Annotated in this window: 3 protein-coding genes; 2 read left to right on the top strand and 1 reads right to left on the bottom strand. The window is 45.9% G+C overall.

Annotation, left to right across the window (positions count from 1 at the left end; all coding sequences use genetic code 11):
* Both H6G97_RS50855 and H6G97_RS50850 read left to right on the top strand, forming a co-directional pair.
* Positions 1–123: sigma factor-like helix-turn-helix DNA-binding protein (locus H6G97_RS50855; RefSeq protein ID WP_277883324.1), on the top strand; the 123-nt coding region annotated here is incomplete at its 5' end.
* Between the two features lie 157 nt (positions 124–280).
* Complete coding sequence (locus tag H6G97_RS50850; RefSeq protein ID WP_190947749.1) at positions 281–532, top strand: hypothetical protein; 252 nt, start codon at positions 281–283, stop codon at positions 530–532.
* A 403-nt stretch (positions 533–935) separates the two neighbouring features.
* Here the strand turns inward: H6G97_RS50850 and H6G97_RS50845 are convergent, their stop codons facing one another.
* On the bottom strand, positions 936–1,382 hold the full coding sequence (locus H6G97_RS50845; protein ID WP_190947748.1) for a cupin domain-containing protein: 447 nt from the start codon (positions 1,380–1,382) through the stop codon (positions 936–938).
* Positions 1,383–1,749 lie beyond the last annotated feature (367 nt).

The raw sequence follows: 1,749 nt of genomic DNA, 5'->3' as shown, positions 1-1,749 counted from the left end.
CTGAGCTTAACTCAAGTTGGCGATCGCTTAAACTTGAGTCGAGAACGAATCCGTCAGCTTGAGCATAAAGCGCTCTCTATTCTTCGCCGTCAAAAAAGTGATATTAAGGAGTATCTTAATTAATTAGATTGATTTCCCGCTCTAGTATCATCGCGGACGTAAAGGTAATATTTCCCCAGGGCAATTATCCTTGTTTTAATCATGAAGATGATGCTCTGGCTATACTATTAGTCAAAAACAAGAAACTATATTTATAAATAGCAACTTAAAAAACTGATCAATGTCCAGCAAAACAATCGATGTCCGAGAGTACACCGTCAGAGCGCACAAGCGGGAAATTCATACTCGCGTTTTTAACTTCGTGTGTAAGCAATGCGAACAACCCACACAACGAGAAACCTTTGGTGTGCGACCGCTCTACTGTGAGCAATGCCGTCCGCCACAAGCACCCAAGCAATCGAAAGTAGTCCCTATAGGCAAGAGGAAACCCAGAGCGATGAACTACAAGAGTGGCAAAGGTATTGGGGGATGATTTGTTGTCTCAAGGTTTTGAGTGGCGGTTATTCTGGTTTTTATTAGCGTGTTGATTTCATGTTGTTGTAGATATTTCCACCCATGCCACTTTATTAGCGTTGCTACTAGTTATGGGTTTGTGCTCGCAAGCTGTTGCTAGTAGTCTGTTTCTAGTCGTTATTGCTTGAACGCACTGTAGATGACCTATACCCGAATGGCACTAAGATAACGGCAAACCTATTATTTATAGGGCTTTTGGGTATGGGGCGTGGGGTGCGGGGTGTAGTTTTAAAACAATTAAAGTTTGGTTGCCTCAAGGAGTTCAACATCTCTTAATTCCCCATACCCCAATACCTGCAACCCCACACCCTTTCACCCAGCTATACAATGGCTTTGCGCTTAACAAGCGTGCCATTCGTGTCTTACTCTTTGTCGTTTATGACCAGGTTCTGTTCATTGGTATTGGCGATAAGCACTGCTAGCAGGCGTGCGGGTTCAGTATCACTGGCATTGGCGCTGACACGATGATGATCGCCAGGTAATTCAAAAAAGTTCTCACCAGCGTGATACACCTGCACCGGATTATCATTGATTTTGCTACGAATCGCACCTTCCAGGACTGTTGCATAAATGAAAGCCGAGTCTGGATGGGTGTGAGGGATCGATGAGACACCTGGCGCATATTCGACCAGCTGGACTTTCATGCTCTTGCCGGGCACATTGGGAAGAGCACGATCGAAGACCAACGTTACCTTTTCACCCAACACATCGGCTGAAGCTGGGAATACGGGGAGTGCTGTGAATACGGAAAAAGCTGCGAATATAGAGAGTGCTGCGAATGCAAATCCGTGAAGAAATCTAGTAAACATTTGGATTTTCTTTGCGTGGATACAAACGTGAACACGAATTGGTGAACAAAAATCCGTTCGATGTGCTCTCATGCTGAATCAAGTCGATAGCGAATCAGACAGGTGTCGGTTGAGTTGAGCGTTGCAAAACTCAGCAGTTGCGGGATGTTGGGCTTTGTGCCCTCAACTCAACCGATGTCAACATTGAATTCTCATTGCTGATCTTTAAGCGATAGAGCGGTTGAGCCAGTCCTGGAAACGGGTCGAGCCGATGAGCGAGTTGCCCTGCGGAACAAGCTGATCGTTCAACGCTGCACCAAAGTAACGGGCGTGGCTGTCTACAACCACCTGACGTGAGTCGTGAGTTGCACTTAGGAATTGGCGGATG

Origin of the sequence: Nostoc flagelliforme FACHB-838 (genome assembly GCF_014698065.1) — a bacterium.
Taxonomy (GTDB): Bacteria; Cyanobacteriota; Cyanobacteriia; order Cyanobacteriales; family Nostocaceae; genus Nostoc; species Nostoc flagelliforme_B.
The sequence above is the reverse complement of the archived record's forward strand: the minus strand, read 5'-3'. Positions and strand labels throughout refer to the sequence as shown.

Coding starts and splice junctions, on each gene's coding strand:
- H6G97_RS50850 (WP_190947749.1), top strand. CDS start 281: ATGTCCAGCAAAACAATCGATGTCCGAGAGTACACCGTCAGAGCGCAC.
- H6G97_RS50845 (WP_190947748.1), bottom strand. CDS start 1,382: ATGTTTACTAGATTTCTTCACGGATTTGCATTCGCAGCACTCTCTATA.